This window comes from Neorhizobium sp. S3-V5DH, assembly GCF_004343065.1.
Taxonomy (GTDB): Bacteria; Pseudomonadota; Alphaproteobacteria; order Rhizobiales; family Rhizobiaceae; genus Neorhizobium; species Neorhizobium huautlense.
Genome location: NZ_SMCL01000024.1, coordinates 1 through 17,538 on the forward strand (window position 1 = coordinate 1; position 17,538 = coordinate 17,538).

Sequence of the window (17,538 nt, forward strand, 5' to 3'; positions counted from 1 at the left end):
TTTGGACAGACCACGTTTTATCATCAGCTCGAAGCGCAGCACCTCCTGCATCACCGTGGAAGATGAGGCGAAAGCCGAATACCCCATCTCCGGTATGGAAAAAAAGATAGGTGGCGACCCCTGCAGGACTCGAACCTGCGACCTACTGCTTAGAAGGCAGTTGCTCTATCCAGTTGAGCTAAGGGGCCAATCGATGTCCTGGCTGCCGGCACTGGATCGACCAGCGGCAGGATCAATGGGTCCAGGGCTGGAGACGGTTGAAGCGGAAATTGTCCGTGTAGGAGACGATCTGCCTGGCGGCTTCCTTCGGCTTGATGATGCGGTAAGGAATGCCTTCACGCTTTGCATAAGCCTCAGCCTGTTCCTGGCTCTCGAAGGTCAGGCGCACCTGCTGCTTCATATCTCCGGAAGAGGTATAGCCCAGAATGGGGTCGATTCGGCGCGGCTGTTCCTGGTCGAATTCCAACACCCAGAGATGGGTCTTGGCCTTGCCGGATTGCATGGCGGTTTTTGCCGGGCGATAAATCTTGGCAGACATTCCTGAAACGCTCCATGGACCGGACCGGATGTGGAGCCTCGCCTGAAAGCGTGGTCGGAGTGGAGAGATTCGAACTCCCGACCCTCTGGTCCCAAACCAGATGCGCTACCAGACTGCGCTACACTCCGTTCTACGTTGGTTGCGAGATACACGGTTCCCATTTGTGCCGCAACACCAAAAATAGATAAGTTCGCCTAGCCAAACAGAAAAGATGCGGAGAAATCGCTAACGGTTGCCGATGCGCCGGCTGATGACCTTATCGCCGGCCTTGATGCCGAGAGATCGCGCACGGCCGCCATTCAGTTCCAGCACGAATTTTACCGAACCGCGCGAATCGATGACGTCCCGAGAATAGGGAACAGCGTTCTCCCGGATGTGAGAAATGGTGCCGTCGCCCTGAATGAACAGCATGTCGAGCGGCAGGATGGTATTCTCCATCCACATCGCAACCGGGCGGGCCTCGCCGAAATCGAACAACATGCCGTGGTCCGGAGGCATGGTCTTGCGGAACATCAGGCCCTGCGCGCGCTGTGCATCCGTTACGGCAAGCTCCACCGAGAATTCATGGGTCTTACCGGCGGCCGTTCTGATCGACAGTTCATCGCGAGAAAACGAGACTTCCTGCGCCATAACCATGGTCGCCAGGAGCAGAAAAAGCGCCCCAAGGGCGCTTTTGAACAGGATCGGCAACGGCGAACGCATCAGTGCGACCGGCTCACGGGATTAGGATTGTCGGGGTGGATCTCGGCCGCCATCAACCCCTTGTCGCCAGGTCCGAAGCGCACCAGCACCACCTGGCCTGGGCGCAGCTCCGTCAGGCCGAAGCGGCGGAGCGTTTCCATGTGCACGAAAATATCCTCTGTCCCCTCGCCCCGCGTCAAAAAGCCGAAACCCTTGGTGCGGTTGAACCATTTGACCAGTGCGCGTTCAAGGCCGCTGGTGGGCGTCACCTGCACATGGGTTCGGACCGGCGGAAGCTGGGAAGGGTGGACGGCCGTCGACTGATCCATGGAAAGGATACGGAAGGCCTGGTAGCCGCGATCCCGCTTCTGGATCATCGCCACAATCCGTGTACCCTCCAGGATCGTCTGGTATCCGTCACGCCTCAGGCACGTGACATGCAAGAGAACGTCCTGCATGCCATTGTCCGGAACGATGAAGCCGAACCCCTTGGCCACGTCGAACCATTTGACGACACCGGTGATCTCGATCAGCTCAACCGGCTCACCCGAAAGCTCCTCGAAACCGGCAACGCCCTTCGATGACATCCTGTCTGCCATATCCTTCCGGCCCCTCAGATTACGCGTTACGACATGACGGTTTTAACTGATTCTTAGCGAGTAGATTAACATCCCGCTAACCCTACAGCGCAAGCCCCCGTCTCGGCTTTATCCACCCTGATGTCTATTGAAGGTGGCTTGCTCCAGGCTGGCGTCTGCGCCATATCCCTTCGGTGTTTACCCGAGGGAGACGTCTTAATGCGCTATCTTCATACCATGGTTCGGGTCAAAGACCTGGATGCTTCGCTTCATTTCTACAAAACCGTATTCGGACTGGATGAAATCCGCCGCATCGAAAACGAGAAGGGCCGCTTCACGCTGGTCTTCCTCGCAGCCCGCGACGACGTTGACGCCGCCAAACAGAACCAGGCCCCTTGTCTCGAGCTCACCTACAACTGGGACACGGAGGATTATACAGGCGGACGCAATTTCGGTCACCTTGCCTATGAGGTCGACAATATCTACGACCTCTGCAAACATCTGCAGGACAGCGGCATCACCATCAACCGTCCCCCGCGTGAAGGCCGCATGGCCTTTATCCGTTCGCCCGACGGCATATCGATCGAACTTCTTCAGAAGGGCGAGAGCCTGCCCGTCGCCGAACCCTGGGCATCGATGCCGAATACCGGCGCCTGGTAACAATCGTGGCGCGGCGCTCATGCCGCCGCGCCAGCCGAAATGCAAGCTTGTCCCAAGCTGACCTCGCGACGGCAACATGCCGTCGCGCCGCTTGCCCCCGTCCTGATTCGCAGAGATGCTCGAACATATGATTCGCGGCATGATGCGCGCGAAAGAGCCGATGGGGCAACCTTTGCCGACAACCAAATTTGCTTCAAACATCCGCTGGGCGATGCTGGCGGCAGCCACGTGCCTGGGTGCGCTGACGCTGGCCGGCTGCAACACGATGAAGAAAACCGCCGATGCCGATGGGCCGCAGGTTCAACCTGCCAGCCCGGCCAGCGCCAAGGGAATTCTTGCCAAGGGCGGCGCCACGGCCTCGAACCTTTATGTCGATCCGGCGATCTCCAAGGCCGCCGGTCAAGAGGCGCAAGCCGCCCAATCCGCGCCAGAGGCTGCCACGGTCCTCCCCGGGGCCGAGGGCGCCTTTCCGCCGGCGCCCAGTCAACCAACCTCCATAGCAGGCCTCGTCACGCAGCCGACCGGGGTACGCGCCGGCAGCGGCACGATCTTTTCCACCAATCCGCCGGCACCCTCGACCGAACCATCTGCAAGCGGTCCCGTCCCAGCAGAACTGCCAAGGCGCAACTTCAACGCCGTGGCTTCCAGCGTCTACAGCCTGCAGCAGACGGCACCGGCGGCAGCTTGCAGCGCCGACGAACAAGGAAATTCGGTAAGCTGCTGATTCTTACGGTTTTTCGGAGAAGGACCGAATCCACAAGCAGCTGTCATTTTTTTGCAAAAAAGATGATTTTGGCGCTTGCGGGAAAGAAATCCCCTCTCTATAAGGGCGCCACCACGAAGCGCAGGCGCCCTTCGTCTATCGGTTAGGACACCAGATTTTCATTCTGGGAAGAGGGGTTCGACTCCCCTAGGGCGTGCCATTTCTTTTTCCCTAAGTCATTGTTCTTTATGTATTCTGACCCATCTCGCGGGTGCATTTTGCACACCATGGTTTTTCGCGTTTGCGATGTGCAAAAACATGAAATTTGCGCTTGCGGGAAAGAAAACACCTCTCTATAAGGGCGCCACCACGAAGCGCAGGCGCCCTTCGTCTATCGGTTAGGACACCAGATTTTCATTCTGGGAAGAGGGGTTCGACTCCCCTAGGGCGTGCCACTTCCTTCTCTCCACAATCCGGAAGAGTGCCTCTCAAGCAGCCTTCACTGCATCGAGAAGACGGAGCTGGATTCGACGATTGCCCTGCCAGTGATCCGCGCTAAGGCAACCGGCGGCGTGTATCTGCGATCCGCGGGAATTGAGGAGCATATTGCCAAGCGGCGTTTCGGCCGCGCGGAAGGCGATACCCTCCAGACGCGTCCCATCCGCCGCTTCCAGCGTCACCTTGATATGCGCCGTACCAACGAGACGCGCGTCCTTCAGTCTATGCGCCGGGATTGCGAAGATCGGCTGGGGATGGCCTGATCCATAGGGGCCTGCCTGTTCGAGAAGATCGAAGAGCTCCAATGTCGCCCCTGAGGCCGACAAGGCCCCGTCGATCTTCAGCACATGATTGGCAACCAACGAAGGCACGGCTTCACCGGCCGTCTCCTCGAAGAACGCCCGCAGGCGGCCGAGATTGACCCGCTCGACCGTCAGGCCTGCGGCCATGGCGTGACCGCCGCCCTTCATCAAGAGCCCGGCTTCGACTGCGGCCCGCACCATCCGGCCCATGTCGAAACCGTTGATCGAGCGGCCGGAACCCGTACCCTTGCCGGAGGGATCAAAGGCAATCGCGAAGGCTGGCCGCTTGAACTTTTCCTTCAGCCGCGCGGCGATCAGGCCGACGATACCGGGATGCCAGTTCTCACGCGCGGTGACGATGACGCAGGCGCCCTCGCCTGTCCCGTATTCCGCTAGTACCTCCGCTTCCGCTTCGGCCAGCATGGCCGCTTCCATGGCTTGCCGCTCGCGGTTCAGGTCGTCCAGCCTACCGGCGATCTCTTCTGCCTCGATCGCATCGTCGAGCGTCAGAAGCCGGCTTCCAAGCGCTGCATCGCCGATGCGTCCGCCGGCATTGATGCGCGGGCCGATCAGGAAGCCAAAATGATAGGGCGTCACCGGCCCGCCGAGCCCCGCCTTGCGAAAAAGTGCGGCAAGCCCTGCATTGTCCATGTGGCGCGCTGCAATCAGGCCCTTGACCACATAGGCGCGATTGAGTCCCTTCAGCGGCACCACATCGCAGACAGTGGCAAGTGCCACGATGTCCAGCCAGCCGAGCAGATCAAGCGATTTGGCACGAGAATCACCCAGTTGCCGCAAATGCCGAGCCGCCGCGACAAGCACCATGAAGACGACGCCCGCGGCGCAGAGATGCCCTTGGCCCGACAGGTCATCCTCGCGATTGGGATTAACGAGCGCCAGACAGGGCGGCAACTCATGGCCGAGTTGATGGTGGTCGATGACGACCACGTCGCAGCCCTCTTCGCGCGCCGCGGCCAGTGCGTCGAAACTGGTGGATCCGCAATCGACCGTGACGATCAGTCCCGCGCCATTGGCGATCAGTTGGCGGATCGCTGCCGGATTCGGTCCGTAGCCCTCGAAAATACGATCAGGAATATAGATCTCGGCCTCGACGCCGAAATGCCGCAGAAAGCGGTAAAGCAGCGCGGAGGACGCCGCACCGTCGACGTCGTAGTCTCCGAAGATCGCGACCTTCTGGCGCTTCGCGATCGCCTCGGCAATACGGCCAACCGCCTTTTCGCAATCAGTCAGCGTGTAGGGCTCGGGCATCAGCGAGCGGATCGTCGGGTCCAGGAACGCCGGTGCATCGTCGAGGGAAACGCCGCGTCCCGCCAGTACGCGAGCGACGAGGTCGGGAATGCCGTGGATCTGTGCGATGGCGAGGGCGCGGTTTTGCGCTGCCTGGTCGAGACGCGACATCCAGCGCTGGTCGCTTGCGGAGCGTTCGACGCCAAGGAATGCGCGCGGCACGGGATCAACCGTTTCCGCCGCCGAGGAAAGCGCGGAGATAAATCTGGTCATTGACCGTTTCTACCGCATTCCAACCGAAATCGGAATCGATTTGCGAGGAGCGTGAACGGATTGCTGTTCGTGCGGGCGTCCCGGTCCTTCAGAACCGGGACAAGAGCGCCGCCGCTGTCGTGATCCCTGGCATGCGCCCGATCAGGCTACGCGACGCTTTGCTCCCGTCGTGCATCCATCTCAGAACGCTTTCGGCCGTTCGATCCGAATCACCTGCGGTTCCCCGGCCAGATAACTCTCGGCCTTGATCGCATCGACGGCCTTCCGGACAGAATCCTCCGTGGTCGCATGCGTGACGAGGATAATGGTCTTGGACGTGTCGTCGGACGCATCCGGCTTGGCGCGCTGCATGATCGATTCGAGCGAAATGTTGTTCTCCGCCATGCGTGCTGCGATGCTTGCAAAGACTCCAGTACGATCCGCAACGGTTAGGCGGATGAAATAGCCGCCTTCGTGGCTGCGCATCTGGGCGCGACGGTAGGGCGCCAATGCGGCCGCCGGCGTGCCAAGGACGGGAACCCGCTGGGCGCCCGGCTGGCTTTTGGCGATATCGGCAATATCGCCAAGGACTGAAGAGGCCGTTGCGTTGCCGCCAGCGCCGGGGCCGACCATCAGCAATTCGCCGAGAATGTCGGACTCGATCGCCACCGCGTTGGTTACGCCGTCCACCTGGGCAATCACGGTATCATACGGCACCATGGTGGGATGCACCCGCTGCTCAATGCCGCTATCGGTTTTCTGGGCGACGCCGAGAAGCTTGATCCGGTATCCAAGATCGGCCGCAGCGTGAATGTCCTCGGTCGAGATATTGGTGATACCCTCCAGATAGATCTCATCGGCTGCGATCTTCGTCCCGAAGGCGAGCGTCGTCAGGATCGCCAGCTTGTGAGCGGTATCGTTGCCTTCAATGTCGAAGGAAGGATCGGCCTCCGCATATCCCAGCCGCTGCGCCTCCTTCAGGCAATCGGCAAAAGAAAGCCCCTCCTTCTCCATCCGGGTGAGGATGTAGTTGCAGGTGCCGTTCATGATGCCGTAGACGCGCGAGACGGTGTTGCCCGTCAAGGACTCGCGAAGCGCCTTGATAACCGGGATGCCGCCGGCGACAGCCGCCTCGAAATTCAGGAGAACGCTCTTTTCCTCCGCAATCGCCGCGAGCTCGACACCGGAGGCCGCCAAAAGCGCCTTGTTGGCCGTCACCACATGGAGACCCCGCTCCAGCGCCGTGCGAACCGAATTTGCGGCTGCACCTTGCGCCCCACCTATCAGTTCTACAAAGACGTCGATATCCGCTTCGGCGGCCAGCATTTCCGGCGTATCGAACCAGGCGATGCCCGAGATGTCGATGCCGCGATCCCGCGACCTGTCGCGAGCCGTTACCGCTGTGATCTCAATTGCACGGCCGCACGTGACGGCGAGTTCGTTCGCACGGTTCTGGATGATCCGGACGAGCGAGGCACCCACGGTGCCGAGGCCCGCAATGCCGACTTTAAGGGCATCTGCCATGGCTTTTCTTCCTGACTGCTTGGGAATAAGTGGCCCGCCTGGGCCACTGGAAATTCAATTGGATCAGCGGCGCGTGTTGAGCGAAATCACGTTATGCATCGTGTCGTCGGCCGTCGAAAGGAATTTCTTGATGCTACGCGCCGCCTGTCGAATGCGGTGCTCGTTTTCGACGAGCGCCAGGCGGACGTAATCATCGCCCTGCTCGCCGAAACCAATTCCCGGCGCTACGGCCACGTCCGCCTTTTCGACGAGAAGCTTCGAAAACTCCAGCGAACCGAGATGGCGGAACTTCTCCGGGATCTTCGCCCAGGCAAACATGGTCGCCGCAGGCGGCGGCACTTCGAAACCGGCCTTGCCGAAGCTGTCGACCATGACGTCGCGGCGCCGCTTGTAGATATTGCGGACCTCTGCGATATCCGAGCCGTCGCCATTCAGCGCATGGGTCGCGGCCACCTGGATCGGCGTGAAGGCACCGTAGTCGAGATAGGACTTCACGCGGGTCAGCGCAGCGATCAGGCGCTCGTTGCCGACGGCGAAGCCCATGCGCCAGCCCGGCATCGAGAACGTCTTCGACATCGACGTGAATTCGACGGCGATATCGATTGCACCTGGCACCTGCAGCACGGACGGCGGCGGTTCACCTTCGAAATAGATTTCCGAATAGGCAAGATCGGAAAGCACGATGATATCGTGCTTCTTCGCAAAGCTGATCACATCCTTGTAGAAATCCAGGGAAGCGACATGAGCCGTCGGATTGGACGGATAATTGAGGATCAGCGCCAGCGGCTTCGGGATCGAATGCCGTACTGCACGTTCGAGCGGCGGAAAAAATGTCTCGTCCGGTTCCACCGACATCGAGCGGATCACGCCGCCGGCCATCAGGAAGCCGAAGGCGTGGATCGGATAAGTCGGGTTCGGGCAGAGAATCACGTCGCCGGGCGCGGTGATCGCCTGCGCCATGTTGGCAAAGCCTTCCTTCGAGCCGAGCGTCGCCACGACCTGCGTATCCGGGTTCAGCTTGACCCCGAAACGGCGCGCATAATAGGCGGCCTGTGCGCGGCGCAGACCGGGAATACCCTTGGACGACGAATACCGATGGGTGCGAGGGTCCTGGACCACTTCGCAGAGCTTGTCGACGATCGCCTTCGGCGTCGGGAGGTCGGGGTTGCCCATGCCGAGATCGATAATGTCCGCCCCGCCCGCTCGCGCGCTCGCCTTCAAACGGTTGACCTGTTCGAAAACGTATGGCGGCAGGCGCCGGACTTTATGAAACTCTTCCATGTGTCTCCCCAAGGTAGATGCGAAACAGGCGTCTTTATCCCGCTTCATGGCGCATCTTAGGCGATTTGTGCTTTGCGGCCAAACGGCCCGAAACGCAAGCGCTAATTGGCGATATTTGCCAGCGCGTCCTTGCCGTGCTCGGCAGCCAGCTTGCGGTATTCGGCAACACGCCGCTGATACTCGGCCTCGGAAATCGCGCCTGCCTTGCGGGCGCGGGCAAGGGCGGCCAGACGGGGCTCCGCCTTCTGATAGTCCTCATCTTCGATCTGCTCGGCCGCGGCCGTCAGCGTCGGGTCGAAGGTCGGATAGGTGCCGGTATTCCTCTTGGTCAAGGGACCGGGCGGCGGCGACGTCTTTGATTGCGCTATGACGGCTGGCGGCGGAGTATTCGGAATGCCGTCGTCAAGAGCAAAGGTGTTGCTGTTGCAGCCGGCAAGCACGAAAGGCAACGCGCCAAGACCCAGAAAAAGCGGTAAGCCTATAACCCGATGCCTCAGTTTTTCCATTTCCCTAACCCAGTTTCCGCGCCGGCAACATCTGCCCGATAGCAGCGATCGCTGGCACTTGTATTCGCTTTCAGGCACAATGTACAAACGAAAACAAACGACAACCAGTGGGAGGCCGCACGTGGGGGAGAAGATCGAGGACAAGGCCGAGACCAGCCGCGATTTCCCGGGTTTCGATCCCAAATCGGTCGAGGCCTACATGGTCAAGGATCCGCAGGCGCTCGCAATGAATGTTGCCCGCGCGTTGGAAAATCTCGGCAAGGCGGCTTCCGAATGGCTCGCTCCCCGCGAACGGGGAGAAATCGTCGATTCGGTCGCCGATCCGATGACCGACCTCGTGAAGACGCTCTCCAAGGTGATCGAGTACTGGATCTCAGACCCGAAGCGGACGCTGGAGGCCCAGACGCTTCTTTTCTCCAGTTACATGGGCATATGGATGCGCACCCTGAGCCAGTTTTCAGGCCAGCCGATGGAACCGGAGACGCTGCCGAAAGACAAGCGCTTCTCCGACCCGGACTGGGTGAAAAACCCCTTTTTCGCTTTCCTTCGGCAGGTCTATCTCCTCACTGCGTCCTGGGCGGAAAAACTGGTCGATGAGGCGGATGGGCTGGACGACTTCACCAGACACAAGGCTGCCTTTTATGTGAAGCAGATCACGGCTGCGCTTTCGCCCGTCAATTTCGCTCTCACCAATCCGGAAGTCTACCGGGAGACCGTGGCAACCAGCGGCGCCAATCTGGTCGCCGGCATGAAGATGCTTGCCGAAGATATCGCCGCCGGGCGTGGCGAACTGCGGCTACGCCACACCGACGCCACCCAGTTTGCGATCGGTCGCAATCTTGCGCTCACACCCGGCAAGGTGATCGCCCAGAGCGAGGTCTGTGAGATCATTCAGTACGAGCCGACCACAGACACGGTGTTAAAGCGGCCGCTGCTCATCTGCCCGCCGTGGATCAACAAGTTCTACATCCTCGACCTCAATCCGCAGAAGAGCTTCATCAAGTGGTGCGTCGAGCAAGGGCACACCGTCTTCGTGATCTCCTGGGTCAACCCGGACGAGCGGCACGCCACGAAGGACTGGGAGTCCTATATGCGCGAAGGGATCGATTTCGCGCTTGAAACGGTCGAGAAAGCGACGGGCGAACGCCAGGTCAACGCGATCGGCTATTGCGTCGGCGGCACCCTGCTTGCGGCGACCCTCGCCTACCACGCCAAGGAAAAGAACCGCCGGATTGCCTCGGCGACCTTCCTCACCACCCAGGTCGACTTCACCCATGCGGGCGACCTCAAAGTATTCGTGGACGAAGAGCAGCTTGCGGCGATCGAAAAGCAGATGAAGGCCGACGGCTACCTCGAAGGGTCGAGGATGGCGAGCGCCTTCAACATGCTGCGCGCTTCGGAACTCATCTGGCCCTATGTCGTCAACAATTACCTCAAGGGCCAGGAACCGGCGCCTTTCGACCTGCTCTACTGGAACTCCGACTCCACCCGCATGGCGGCGGCCAATCACGCCTATTATCTGCGAAACTGCTACCTGAACAACACTCTCAGCAAAGGCGAAATGACGCTTGGCGGCAAGGTGATCTCGCTGAAGGATGTCAAGGTTCCGGTCTATAATCTGGCTACCCGCGAGGATCATATCGCACCGCCGAAATCCGTTTTCCTGGGCTCATCGCTGTTCGGCGGGCCTGTTGATTTCGTGTTGAGCGGTTCCGGTCATATCGCCGGTGTCGTGAACCCGCCGGACAAACAGAAGTATCAGTATTGGACGGGCGGCAAGGCGAAGGGAAATTACGAGGACTGGGCCGCCGAGGCCAAAGAGACCAAGGGCTCCTGGTGGCCGCACTGGCACGCATGGATCGAGGCCAAGGACGACAAACGGGTTCCGGCACGCAAGCCCGGCGGCTCTGCCCTGAATGCGATCGCCGATGCTCCCGGCACCTACGTGCTCGCCCGCGTCTGAACAATCCTGGCGATGCGTTTTGATCCCCCGCTTGTTCCCGCGACGCTGTCGCAGCGCTACAAACGCTTCCTCTTCGACGCCATTTCCGAGGACGGCATCCCCTTCACCGGCTCCTGCCCGAATACGGGCTCAATGAGGGGACTGACGGCGCCCGGCTCGACGATCTGGGTCTCTTTGCACGACAGCCCGACGCGCAAATACCGCCACATGTTCGAGATGATCGAGGTGGAAGGCGAAATGGTCGGCATCAATACCGGACTGCCGAACCGGCTCGCCGAGGAAGCGATCCGCGGCGGCCTGGTGCCAAGCCTTTTGCCTTACGAGACGATCCAGCGCGAACAGCGCTACGGGCGAAACTCGCGCATCGATTTCCTGCTTTCCGGCTCTGGCCTTCCGAATGCCTACGTCGAGGTAAAGAACGTTCATTTCAGTCGCGTGGCCGGACTGGCCGAGTTTCCGGATACCGTCACGCAACGCGGCGCCAAGCATCTCGAAGAGCTCGGCGACATGGCGGAAGCCGGTCACCGGGCGGTGATGATCTACCTTATCCAGCGAAACGACTGCCTGCGTTTTCGCATCTGCTCAGATCTCGACCCGCTTTATGCGCTTGCCTTCGAACGCGCCAAAGCCCGGGGTGTCGAGGCCTATGCCCTCCGATGCAGCGTTTCGCCCGAAGAAATCGTGCCTGTTGGGCTGGTTCCGATAGACGAACCGGGTGCGGCTGCTTTATGAACGGAGAAATTGCGAGAGAAGAACAATGGTCAACTACATCGAGGCGGTTTCCGCCCCTTTGAAGAATACGGGCGCGATCCGGCTCTACTCACCGGAAGACTTTGCCGGCATGCGCAAAGCCTGCCTGCTCACGGCGCGCTGCCTGGACGAGCTTGCGGCGATTGTCCAACCCGGCGTCACCACCCAGGCGATCGACCGCTTCGTCTTCGAGTTCGGCATGGATCACGGCGCGCTTCCGGCGACCCTGAATTATCGCGGCTATAAATATTCCGTCTGTACCTCGATCAACCATGTCGTCTGCCACGGCATGCCGGACGACAAGCCGCTGCGGGAAGGCGACATCGTCAATATCGACGTCACCTATATCCTTGACGGCTGGCACGGGGATTCGAGCCGCATGTATCCGGTGGGCCAGATCAAACGCGCTGCGGAACGGCTCTTGGAAGTCACCTACGAATGCCTGTTGCGCGGCATCGCGGCCGTCCGCCCCGGCGCCCGCACCGGCGCCATCGGCGAAGCGATCCAGACCTATGCGGAAGCGGAGCGCTGCTCGGTGGTGCGCGATTTCTGCGGCCATGGTGTCGGCCGGCTTTTCCATGACTCGCCGAATATCCTTCATTATGGACGGGCCGATGAAGGTCCGGAGATGAAGGAAGGGATGATCTTCACCATCGAACCGATGATCAACCTCGGGAAGCCGCATGTGAAGGTGCTTTCCGACGGCTGGACGGCGGTCACGCGGGACCGGTCGCTGTCAGCGCAATACGAACACGCCGTCGGCGTGACGGCGACGGGATGCGAGATATTCACCCTCTCGCCCGGCGGGCTGGACCGACCGGGCCTGCCACCACTATCGAGGTAGTCATGGCAAACCGCTCGGCTCCTCCGGACGATCAGCAGTCCCTTCTTGAAGACGAGCGTGGTTTTTTTGCCGAGCAGCTTTCCAAACCAAAGGCGCTTAAGAAATCCTCACCCGCCCTGAAGGACGAGCCGGCTGCCCATTACCATGGCCATCGCGAGCGGCTCCGAACAAAATACCGGGACCATGGCGACACGGCGCTGGCCGACTACGAAATCCTTGAACTGCTGCTCTTCCGGCTGATCCCCCGGCGCGACACCAAGCCGATCGCCAAGGCTCTGCTCGACCGCTTCGGCACCCTCGCAGGCGTCTTCGGCGCTCCGGCGGCGCTGCTGCAGGAGGTCAAAGGCGTCGGCGAAGCGGTGGCGCTCGACCTCAAGCTCGTCGCGACCGTCGGCCAGCGCATGCTGAAAAGCGAGTTGCGCGGAAAGCAGGTGCTTTCCTCCTGGTCATCGGTCATCGACTATTGCCACGCCGCGATGGCCTACGAGTCCCGCGAGCAGTTCCGCATCCTGTTCCTCGACAAGCGCAATGCGCTGATTGCAGACGAGGTGCAGGGCCAGGGGACGGTCGACCATACGCCGGTCTATCCACGTGAGGTGGTGCGGCGTGCGCTGGAGCTTTCCGCCACCGCAATCATCCTCGTCCACAACCATCCGAGCGGCGACCCGACGCCGTCGCGCGCCGATATCGACATGACGAAAACGATCATCGATACCGCAAAACCACTCGGCATCACGGTGCATGACCACATCATCGTCGGCAAGGACGGGCATGTCAGCCTCAAGGGCCTCAGGCTGATCTAGCTCTGCAGCCGTCACGCAACCTGCACGAGATGCCCATCGGAAACCTCGCGATACTGCCTTTTCGGTGGTTGATAACCGATCGACCTGACGGGGCTTTTCAGCTCGTCGTTTGAAATTCCGCGCCGGATGCCACGGCGTGAAGGATCGGGCACCGGCACCGCCGCCATCAGCTTTTTCGTATAGGGATGCTGCGGGTTGTCGAAGACAGCAGCACGCGGGCCGATCTCGACGATCTCGCCAAGATACATGACCGCCACCCGGTGGCTTACACGCTCGACCACCGCCATGTCGTGGCTGATGAAGAGGAAAGCCAGGTTCAGGCTCTGCTGCAGGTCGAGGAGCAGGTTGCAGACCTGCGCCTTGATCGACACGTCGAGCGCCGAAACGCTCTCGTCGGCGACGATCACCTTCGGGTCGAGCGACAGAGCACGAGCGATGGCAATACGTTGCCGCTGGCCACCGGAGAACTCATGCGGGTAGCGGCCTGCCATATCGGGCGACAGGCCGACCTTCCGCAACAGGTCGGCGGTCTTTTCCTTGGCCTCCTTTGCATTGCCGAGCTTGTGCTTGACGAAGGGCTCGGAAATTGCGGCGCCGACCGTCATGCGCGGGTTGAGCGACGAGAACGGATCCTGGAAGATCATCTGGATGGTCTTGCGCATATTGCGCAGGCCGGTCTGATCGAGGCGCAGGACGTCATAACCGTCGAGTGCCACGTCGCCGCCGGTCGGCTCGATCAACCGCATGATCGAACGGCCGGTCGTCGACTTACCGCAGCCGGATTCACCGACCAGTGACAAGGTCTCACCCTGAAACAGATCGAAAGAAATGTTCTCGACCGCATGCACCGCGCCAGTCTGGCGGGCGAACAGTCCTGAACGGACGGGGAAGCGTGTGACGAGATTCTTCACCGCAAGAACCGGCGTCCTGCCCTTGGCGACCGTGCCGGCAATTTCTGAAGGCTCTGCCACCTCGCCTGTCTTCACATCCACAACCGGAAACCGTGTCGGCCACCTGCGGTTCTGCATGGAACCGAGCCGGGGCACGGCGGAGAGAAGCGCTCGCGTATAGGGATGATTGCCGCGATGGAAGATCTCTTCCGTCGGGCCGCTCTCGACCGCCTCCCCGCGATACATGACGATGGTGCGATCGGCGATCTCGGCGACCACACCCATGTCATGGGTCACGAAGAGCACCGACATGCCCTCCTCCTCCTGCAACAGCTTGATCAGATCCAGGATCTGTCCCTGGATGGTGACATCGAGCGCGGTGGTCGGTTCGTCGGCGATCAGCAGCTTCGGCTTCGACGCCAGCGCCATGGCGATCATGACGCGCTGGCGCATGCCCCCGGAGAACTGGTGCGGATAGTCGTCGAACCGGGCGCCGGCATTCGGGATGCGGACTTTTTCAAGCAGCCGCACGGTTTCAGCACGCGCTTGCGCTTTCGACAATCCCTTGTGGCGGGTCAGCACCTCGGAGATTTGCCTTCCGATTGTGAAGATCGGGTTGAGCGAGGTCATTGGCTCCTGAAAGATCATCGATGCATCGTTACCGCGTATACCGCGCATCTCCTTTTCCGATATCGACAGGAGGTTTCTGCCGGAGAGCATGATCCTGCCTTCGATATGGCTGGTGTTGGCAGCCAACAGACGCATGATCGACAGCGATGTGACGCTCTTGCCGGAGCCGCTCTCGCCGACAATTGCGACCGTCTCGCCGGGATATACGTCGAAGGAGACGTCGCGCACGACGTTCTTCCATTCGCCATCGACCAGGAAGGACGTGTTGAGATTCTTGACTGAAAGGACTGGTGCTTCGCTCATGACCGCCTCCCTCATTGGGGTTTCCAGGGTGTTGCAAAGGAGGCGGATGGACGGCCTTCCGCCTCACGGGCGGCTTCCAGCGCGGCTATCTTCTGATCGATGACACGCCGGTCGATCATGCCATGCGGGTTTTCGCGGGTCGGCATCGTTTCGGCGACATGCAGGAACCGCTCCTGCGCGACGGCATAAAGCCGGCGCAATTCTTTGAGCGGATCGGAATGGTCATCGGCGTTGATGCGCAGCCAGGGATAATCCTGGTCGCGGTAGATCACCATGGCGGCGGACTGCCTGCCGCGCTTGTCGCCGCCGGCGGCCTCTCCGGCATCCATGGCCGCGAGCAGACGTTCGGTAAGCGGCGCGCTCTCGGCCGACTTTTCCTTGTAGACGCGCAACGTCTCGGCGATTACCTCTGGCCCGGTCAGCATGTTGCCGGCAACGGAGACGTTGTCCTCCACCAGGTGGCCGGCCCAGTCGATGCAGAACTCGCCGGTATAGGCCGCGTTACGACCGGCGGCGTCGATCAGGTGGAACTGGCGCTGACGGCGACCATCATCTCGGGCAGTCAGCGTCTCGATGATTTCCTGCGGGCTTCTGCCCTCTTCCAGAAGTTTCAAGCCATCCGTGCCGTAGAGCGGGCTGACGAAGGCCTGGGTTGCGACGGCACCCACTCTGCCCTTGATATGCGGCACCGCGCAGCCGACAGCAAAGAAGCGGCTGGCGACGGCTATTCCCAGATGACCGGTTTGCGTGTCACGCGCGACGATCGACCATGTCATAGACCTATCTCCCCACCGCATAAGCCTGCATGAGGCGCGGTGTTGCCGCCGCCCGCATGAGGCCGCCCGCATCGCGGCGCGCCGCCGTCAGGCGACCGACGCTCCACGGATCGGCAACGGCGACCTGATGGCCGCGGCGGCGCAACTCCTCGAGAACCTCGGCACCGATATTGCTTTCCACCATGATGTTGCCCGGCTCGCTGGTACGCGGATAGAACGATCCCGGAAAATGCGTGGTGTGGAAAAGCGGCATGTCGATCGCCGCCTGCAGGTTCGGCTTGTGGTGGACATAACGCAGGAAGAACGGCAGCTGCCACTGGTCCTGCTGATCACCGCCCGGCGTGCCGAAGACCAGCGTCGGTCGGCCCTGATGCAGCGCCAGAGACGGGGTGAGCGTGGTGCGAGGACGCTTGCCCGGTGCCAGCGACGTTGGCAGCCCTTCCTTGAGCCAGAACATCTGGGCGCGCGAGTTCAGGGCAAAACCGAGACCCGGCACGATCGGCGACGATTGCAGCCAGCCGCCGGACGGCGTGGTCGAGACCATGTTGCCCCAGCGGTCGATGACGTCGATATGCACCGTGTCGCCGCGCTTCTCGGTCAGGTGCGACATGGTGGGTTCATAGACCGCACCCTTGCCGCTCACGTCCGCCAGCATCGCCATGGTAAGGTCGAACTGGTTGTCGTAACCCGGCACACGGCCCGGCCGCAGTTCAAGCGAAGCCTGCCCGCCGATCAGCTTGCGACGCTCGGCATTATAGCTTTCCGAGAGCAGGTATTCCGTCGGAATCTGCGCGAATTCCGGGTCGCCGTAATAGACTTCACGATCGGCATAGGCGAGCTTCATCGCTTCGACGACCACATGCACAAAATCAGGACCGGCCGGATCCATCGCCGAAAGATCGAAGCCCTTCAACAGCGCCAAGGACTGCAGAAGCACCGGCCCCTGCCCCCAGGCGGGCGTTTTGGCGACGGTCCAGTCGTGGTAGTCGTAGGTCTGCGGTGCCTCGACAGTAGCGCGCCAATTCGCCATGTCGTCCGCGGTCAGCACGCCTTTGTGCCGCGCGCCGCTCGCATCCATCACCTCGGCTGTGCGGACGTAAGCGTCGATCGCCTCCGCCACAAAGCCGCGGTAGAAGGCATCTCGCGCCGCCTCGATCTGGTTCTCGCGCCCGGTTTTCGCTTCGGCCTCCGCGACGACGCGCTTCCAGGTATCGGCAAGCACCGGGTTCCTGAAATTGCTCTGCGGTTCCGGCGCTGCGCCGCCCGGCAGCCAGGTGGCATAGGATGTCGGCCATTCCTTCTCGAAGAAGCCCGCAAGTCCCTTGATGGTGGCGGATACGCGGGCAAGCACCGGATGGCCCTGCTCGGCATAATAGATCGCCGGTTCCAGGACCTCTCGGATGCTCATCGTGCCATAGTCGCGCAACATCAGCATCCAGCCGTCGAAGGCACCGGGGATGACGGTTGCCAGCAGACCATCGCCGGGAATGAGCTTCAGTCCCTCGGACGTATAATGCTCGATCGTCGCGCCGGCAGGCGCAGTTCCTTGCGCACAGATGACTTCGACCTTGTCCTTCTTCTTCGAGTAGAAGACGGCTGGCATATCGCCGCCCGGCCCGCAGAGATGCGGTTCGACGATCTGCAGCACGAAACCGGTTGCAACCGCCGCATCGAAGGCGTTGCCGCCCTTTTCGAGGATCGCCATGCCGACGGCCGACGCTATCCAATGGGTGGAGGTGACGACACCGAACGTGCCAAGGATTTCGGGTCTGGTGGTGAATTCGGTCATTCTCGGAATTCCTTCTAGA

General features: G+C 61.0%; 16 protein-coding genes and 4 tRNA genes. 8 read left to right on the top strand and 12 right to left on the bottom strand.

Annotated features, from left to right (window positions below):
• Positions 1 to 111 precede the first annotated feature (111 nt).
• The 5 genes from EDE09_RS23650 to EDE09_RS23670 all read right to left on the bottom strand — a co-directional run bounded on the left by EDE09_RS23650 (position 112) and on the right by EDE09_RS23670 (position 1,818).
• Positions 112 to 188, bottom strand: a tRNA-Arg gene (locus tag EDE09_RS23650).
• A 44-nt stretch (positions 189 to 232) separates the two neighbouring features.
• Positions 233 to 538, bottom strand: a complete 306-nt coding sequence (locus EDE09_RS23655) for an ETC complex I subunit (RefSeq protein WP_105372486.1) — start codon at positions 536 to 538, stop codon at positions 233 to 235.
• A gap of 51 nt (positions 539 to 589) precedes the next feature.
• Positions 590 to 666, bottom strand: a tRNA-Pro gene (locus EDE09_RS23660).
• A gap of 97 nt (positions 667 to 763) precedes the next feature.
• On the bottom strand, positions 764 to 1,240 hold the full coding sequence (locus tag EDE09_RS23665) for a DUF192 domain-containing protein (protein WP_112800304.1): 477 nt from the start codon (positions 1,238 to 1,240) through the stop codon (positions 764 to 766).
• Positions 1,240 to 1,818: a cold-shock protein gene (locus EDE09_RS23670; protein WP_105372484.1), complete on the bottom strand. Its 579-nt coding sequence runs from the start codon at positions 1,816 to 1,818 to the stop codon at positions 1,240 to 1,242. Before EDE09_RS23670 ends, EDE09_RS23665 begins: the two co-directional genes overlap by 1 nt.
• A 198-nt stretch (positions 1,819 to 2,016) precedes the next feature.
• Here EDE09_RS23670 and gloA point away from each other — a divergent pair, with 198 nt between their 5' ends.
• From gloA to EDE09_RS23690, 4 genes are all read left to right on the top strand, one after another.
• A complete protein-coding gene (gene gloA / locus EDE09_RS23675) occupies positions 2,017 to 2,457 on the top strand; it encodes a lactoylglutathione lyase (protein WP_112800301.1) in 441 nt (146 codons plus the stop codon).
• 139 nt (positions 2,458 to 2,596) lie between these two features.
• A complete protein-coding gene (locus EDE09_RS23680; RefSeq protein ID WP_132413057.1) occupies positions 2,597 to 3,181 on the top strand; it encodes a hypothetical protein in 585 nt (194 codons plus the stop codon).
• Positions 3,182 to 3,305: 124 nt separating this feature from the next.
• Positions 3,306 to 3,380 (top strand) — tRNA-Glu (locus tag EDE09_RS23685).
• 160 nt (positions 3,381 to 3,540) lie between these two features.
• Positions 3,541 to 3,615, top strand: a tRNA-Glu gene (locus tag EDE09_RS23690).
• A 33-nt stretch (positions 3,616 to 3,648) separates the two neighbouring features.
• On the opposite strand, the gene recJ is transcribed toward EDE09_RS23690, so the two are convergent.
• The 4 genes from recJ to EDE09_RS23710 all read right to left on the bottom strand — a co-directional run bounded on the left by recJ (position 3,649) and on the right by EDE09_RS23710 (position 8,771).
• Positions 3,649 to 5,481 carry a single-stranded-DNA-specific exonuclease RecJ gene (recJ, locus tag EDE09_RS23695; protein ID WP_112800296.1) on the bottom strand — a complete coding sequence of 611 codons (1,833 nt, stop codon included), beginning with the start codon at positions 5,479 to 5,481 and terminating at the stop codon, positions 3,649 to 3,651.
• A 180-nt stretch (positions 5,482 to 5,661) separates the two neighbouring features.
• A complete protein-coding gene (locus EDE09_RS23700) occupies positions 5,662 to 6,984 on the bottom strand; it encodes a homoserine dehydrogenase (RefSeq protein WP_105372480.1) in 1,323 nt (440 codons plus the stop codon).
• Between the two features lie 63 nt (positions 6,985 to 7,047).
• Entirely contained in the window at positions 7,048 to 8,265 is a 1,218-nt protein-coding gene (locus EDE09_RS23705) for an LL-diaminopimelate aminotransferase (RefSeq protein WP_105372479.1), read from the bottom strand.
• Between the two features lie 101 nt (positions 8,266 to 8,366).
• Positions 8,367 to 8,771 carry a hypothetical protein gene (locus EDE09_RS23710; protein WP_112800294.1) on the bottom strand — a complete coding sequence of 135 codons (405 nt, stop codon included), beginning with the start codon at positions 8,769 to 8,771 and terminating at the stop codon, positions 8,367 to 8,369.
• Between the two features lie 79 nt (positions 8,772 to 8,850).
• On the opposite strand from EDE09_RS23710, the gene phaC reads away from it, so the two are divergent.
• From phaC to radC, 4 genes are read left to right on the top strand one after another with little or no spacing between them, the layout of a single operon-like run.
• Entirely contained in the window at positions 8,851 to 10,734 is a 1,884-nt protein-coding gene (gene phaC / locus EDE09_RS23715; protein WP_105372477.1) for a class I poly(R)-hydroxyalkanoic acid synthase, read from the top strand.
• 12 nt (positions 10,735 to 10,746) lie between these two features.
• On the top strand, positions 10,747 to 11,466 hold the full coding sequence (gene sfsA / locus EDE09_RS23720) for a DNA/RNA nuclease SfsA (RefSeq protein ID WP_112800292.1): 720 nt from the start codon (positions 10,747 to 10,749) through the stop codon (positions 11,464 to 11,466).
• A 25-nt stretch (positions 11,467 to 11,491) separates the two neighbouring features.
• The gene (gene map, locus EDE09_RS23725; RefSeq protein WP_105372475.1) at positions 11,492 to 12,328 is read left to right on the top strand and encodes a type I methionyl aminopeptidase; all 837 of its coding nucleotides are present in this window, start codon (positions 11,492 to 11,494) and stop codon (positions 12,326 to 12,328) included.
• Between the two features lie 2 nt (positions 12,329 to 12,330).
• A complete protein-coding gene (gene radC / locus EDE09_RS23730) occupies positions 12,331 to 13,131 on the top strand; it encodes a DNA repair protein RadC (protein WP_112800290.1) in 801 nt (266 codons plus the stop codon).
• Between the two features lie 11 nt (positions 13,132 to 13,142).
• Here the strand turns inward: radC and EDE09_RS23735 are convergent, their stop codons facing one another.
• Genes EDE09_RS23735 through EDE09_RS23745 form a run of 3 tightly spaced genes read right to left on the bottom strand, consistent with a single transcriptional unit; the run spans position 13,143 to position 17,519 of the window.
• Entirely contained in the window at positions 13,143 to 14,954 is a 1,812-nt protein-coding gene (locus EDE09_RS23735; protein WP_112800361.1) for an ABC transporter ATP-binding protein, read from the bottom strand.
• A gap of 11 nt (positions 14,955 to 14,965) precedes the next feature.
• Positions 14,966 to 15,730, bottom strand: a complete 765-nt coding sequence (locus EDE09_RS23740) for a DUF1028 domain-containing protein (protein ID WP_132413060.1) — start codon at positions 15,728 to 15,730, stop codon at positions 14,966 to 14,968.
• Between the two features lie 4 nt (positions 15,731 to 15,734).
• Positions 15,735 to 17,519, bottom strand: coding sequence for a gamma-glutamyltransferase family protein (locus EDE09_RS23745; RefSeq protein ID WP_112800286.1), 1,785 nt, complete (start codon positions 17,517 to 17,519; stop codon positions 15,735 to 15,737).
• Between the last annotated feature and the right edge of the window lie 19 nt (positions 17,520 to 17,538).

Bases quoted from the DNA above. Each gene is read 5' to 3' on its own strand.
- EDE09_RS23655 (WP_105372486.1), bottom strand. From the start codon at position 538: ATGTCTGCCAAGATTTATCGCCCGGCAAAAACCGCCATGCAATCCGGC.
- EDE09_RS23665 (WP_112800304.1), bottom strand. From the start codon at position 1,240: ATGCGTTCGCCGTTGCCGATCCTGTTCAAAAGCGCCCTTGGGGCGCTT.
- EDE09_RS23670 (WP_105372484.1), bottom strand. From the start codon at position 1,818: ATGGCAGACAGGATGTCATCGAAGGGCGTTGCCGGTTTCGAGGAGCTT.
- gloA (WP_112800301.1), top strand. From the start codon at position 2,017: ATGCGCTATCTTCATACCATGGTTCGGGTCAAAGACCTGGATGCTTCG.
- EDE09_RS23680 (WP_132413057.1), top strand. From the start codon at position 2,597: ATGATGCGCGCGAAAGAGCCGATGGGGCAACCTTTGCCGACAACCAAA.
- recJ (WP_112800296.1), bottom strand. From the start codon at position 5,481: ATGACCAGATTTATCTCCGCGCTTTCCTCGGCGGCGGAAACGGTTGAT.
- EDE09_RS23700 (WP_105372480.1), bottom strand. From the start codon at position 6,984: ATGGCAGATGCCCTTAAAGTCGGCATTGCGGGCCTCGGCACCGTGGGT.
- EDE09_RS23705 (WP_105372479.1), bottom strand. From the start codon at position 8,265: ATGGAAGAGTTTCATAAAGTCCGGCGCCTGCCGCCATACGTTTTCGAA.
- EDE09_RS23710 (WP_112800294.1), bottom strand. From the start codon at position 8,771: ATGGAAAAACTGAGGCATCGGGTTATAGGCTTACCGCTTTTTCTGGGT.
- phaC (WP_105372477.1), top strand. From the start codon at position 8,851: ATGTACAAACGAAAACAAACGACAACCAGTGGGAGGCCGCACGTGGGG.
- sfsA (WP_112800292.1), top strand. From the start codon at position 10,747: ATGCGTTTTGATCCCCCGCTTGTTCCCGCGACGCTGTCGCAGCGCTAC.
- map (WP_105372475.1), top strand. From the start codon at position 11,492: ATGGTCAACTACATCGAGGCGGTTTCCGCCCCTTTGAAGAATACGGGC.
- radC (WP_112800290.1), top strand. From the start codon at position 12,331: ATGGCAAACCGCTCGGCTCCTCCGGACGATCAGCAGTCCCTTCTTGAA.
- EDE09_RS23735 (WP_112800361.1), bottom strand. From the start codon at position 14,954: ATGAGCGAAGCACCAGTCCTTTCAGTCAAGAATCTCAACACGTCCTTC.
- EDE09_RS23740 (WP_132413060.1), bottom strand. From the start codon at position 15,730: ATGACATGGTCGATCGTCGCGCGTGACACGCAAACCGGTCATCTGGGA.
- EDE09_RS23745 (WP_112800286.1), bottom strand. From the start codon at position 17,519: ATGACCGAATTCACCACCAGACCCGAAATCCTTGGCACGTTCGGTGTC.